Below are 2727 nucleotides of genomic sequence, written 5' to 3'. Positions count from 1 at the left end.
ATCTTCGACCGTCTCGACGCCGAACTGGCCCATGCGCTGATGAGCATCAACGCGGTCAAGGGTGTGGAAATCGGCGCCGGTTTCGCCAGCGTCGCCCAGCGTGGCACCGAGCATCGCGATGAAATGACCCCGCAAGGTTTCCTCAGCAACAACGCGGGCGGCATTCTCGGCGGTATTTCCTCCGGTCAGCCAATCGTTGCGCACCTGGCGCTTAAGCCGACGTCGAGCATCACCACGCCGGGCCGTTCCATCGACATCCATGGCAACCCGGTGGAAGTGATCACCAAGGGCCGTCACGACCCGTGCGTCGGCATCCGCGCCACGCCGATTGCCGAGGCGATGATGGCCATCGTGCTGATGGATCACCTGCTGCGTCACCGTGGGCAGAACGCCGATGTGCGTGTGAGCACGCCGGTGCTGGGTCAGCTGTAAATGGCTGACCTCATGGTCGCAGCCGTCTGATGGCGACTGCGGCGCTCCCGTACTGGCGGCTCTCCAGTTTCTATCTGTTCTATTTCGCCTTGCTCGGTTCGACAGCGCCGTTTCTGGCGCTGTACTTCGATCACCTCGGATTCAGTGCCGCGCGCATCGGTGAACTGGTGGCGATCCCGATGCTGATGCGCTGCGTGGCGCCGAACATCTGGGGCTGGCTGGGCGACTACAGCGGTCGGCGGCTGGCCATCGTGCGTTTCGGCGCGGTGTGCACGCTGCTGACGTTCTCGCTGATTTTCGTCAGCAAGACCTACGCCTGGCTGGCAATGGTCATGGCCTTGCACGCGTTCTTCTGGCACGCGGTGCTGCCGCAGTTCGAAGTCATCACCCTGGCGCATTTGCAGGGCCAGACCTCGCGCTACAGCCAGATTCGCCTGTGGGGCTCGATCGGTTTCATCATCACCGTGGTCGCGCTGGGTCGGCTGTTCGAATGGCTGAGCCTGGACATCTACCCGGCGGCGCTGGTGCTGATCATGGCCGGCATCGTACTCAGTAGCCTGTGGGTGCCCAATGCCCAACCGGCGCCGGGCAACCGGGTGACGGGGGAAGGATTTCTCAAGCAATTGCGCAGCCCCGGCGTGTTGGCCTTTTACGCCTGTGTGGCGCTGATGCAGATGAGTCACGGACCGTATTACACGTTCTTGACCTTGCATCTTGAGCACCTGGGGTACAGCCGTGGCGTGATCGGCATGCTCTGGGCGGTCGGCGTGGTCGCCGAAGTCCTGATGTTTCTGGCCATGAGTCGGATCTTCGCGCGTTTTTCCCTGCGCCGGGTGCTGATGGCGAGTTTTCTGCTGGCGGCGCTACGCTGGTTACTGCTCGGCTCGTTGGCCGAATTTTTGTGGGTGCTGTTGTTCGCCCAGGTGTTGCACGCGGCGACATTCGGCAGCTTTCACGCCGCTGCCATTTCATTCGTGCAACGTAGCTTCGGTGCGCGCCAGCAAGGTCAGGGCCAGGCACTGTATGCCGCCCTGGCCGGCACCGGTGGTGCATTGGGCGSGTTGTATTCCGGTTACAGCTGGAACGCCCTCGGTGCGGCATGGACCTTTAGTATTGCCAGTCTCGCAGCCGTCGCGGCTGCCGTTATCATTGCCACACGTATGCAAGAGGACAGGCCATGAGCCTTACCCGTGAACACCTCGCCCAGGAAATCATCGACGCCGGGCGTTTTCTGTACGGCCGCGGCTGGTCGCCGGCCACCAGCAGCAATTATTCGACCCGCCTGTCGCCGACCGAAGCCTTGCTGACCGTGTCCGGCAAGCACAAGGGGCAACTCGGCATGGACGATGTGCTGGCCACTGACCTGTCAGGCAACAGCCTGGAACCGGGCAAGAAACCGTCCGCCGAAACCCTGTTGCACACCCAGCTCTACAGCTGGCGTCCGGAGATCGGTGCGGTGTTGCACACCCATTCGGTGAATGCCACCGTGCTGTCGCGCCTGACGTCGCAAGACTTCATCGAGTTCGAAGACTACGAACTGCAAAAAGCCTTCAGCGGTGTGACCACCCACGAATCCCGGGTGCGGGTGCCGATTTTCGACAACGATCAGGATATTGCGCGCCTGGCCGCCAAGGTGCAGCCTTGGCTTGACGCCCATCCCGATTGCGTCGGCTACCTGATCCGCGGGCACGGCCTCTACACCTGGGGCGCGCGCATGAGCGATGCCCTGCGGCAGATCGAGGCCTTTGAATTTTTGTTCGAGTGCGAGTTGAAGATGCGCTCGCTCCTGAACTTTAAAGCATGAACCGTTAAGGAGTTGCCCTGATGAGCAGCCTGTCCGTTTATCACGTCTCCAGCCCTGAAATCCCCAACAAGGTGCTGACCCATTTCGAAGACATCGCCTCGACCCTGGCTGAGCAGGGCGTGCGTTTCGACCGCTGGCAGGCCGCCACAAAACTCCAGCCGGGCGCCAGCCAGGATGAAGTGATCGCCGCCTATCAAGAGCAAATCGACAAGCTGATGACCGAACGCGGTTACATCACCGTTGACGTGATCAGCCTCAACAGCGACCACCCGCAAAAAGCCGAATTGCGTGCCAAGTTCCTCAACGAACACCGCCATGGCGAAGATGAAGTACGATTTTTCGTCGCCGGCCGTGGCCTGTTTACCCTGCACATCGACGATTACGTCTACGCAGTGCTCTGCGAGAAAAACGACCTGATCTCGGTGCCGGCGGGCACCAAACACTGGTTCGACATGGGCGAGCACCCGCATTTCATTGCGATCCGTCTGTTC

4 protein-coding genes are annotated in these 2727 nt (G+C 61.2%); all 4 read left to right on the top strand.

Annotation, left to right across the window (positions count from 1 at the left end):
* On the top strand, positions 1-432 hold a 432-nt coding region (locus ACXRVY_RS23135), incomplete at its 5' end, for a chorismate synthase (RefSeq protein WP_458238340.1).
* Positions 433-461: 29 nt separating this feature from the next.
* Positions 462-1613, top strand: coding sequence for an MFS transporter (locus tag ACXRVY_RS23130; RefSeq protein WP_458238339.1), 1152 nt, complete (start codon positions 462-464; stop codon positions 1611-1613).
* On the top strand, positions 1610-2236 hold the full coding sequence (locus ACXRVY_RS23125; RefSeq protein WP_223462193.1) for a methylthioribulose 1-phosphate dehydratase: 627 nt from the start codon (positions 1610-1612) through the stop codon (positions 2234-2236). Before ACXRVY_RS23130 ends, ACXRVY_RS23125 begins: the two co-directional genes overlap by 4 nt.
* A 20-nt stretch (positions 2237-2256) precedes the next feature.
* On the top strand, positions 2257-2727 hold a 471-nt coding region (locus tag ACXRVY_RS23120), incomplete at its 3' end, for a 1,2-dihydroxy-3-keto-5-methylthiopentene dioxygenase (protein ID WP_458238338.1).

The sequence above is a fragment of the Pseudomonas sp. P5_A2_2 genome, assembly GCF_054177685.1.
This window is presented reverse-complemented; position numbering and strand designations above follow the sequence as displayed.

What these genes read in the sequence shown, in the direction of transcription:
- ACXRVY_RS23125 (WP_223462193.1), top strand. Translation starts at nt 1,610, where the DNA reads ATGAGCCTTACCCGTGAACACCTCGCCCAGGAAATCATCGACGCCGGG.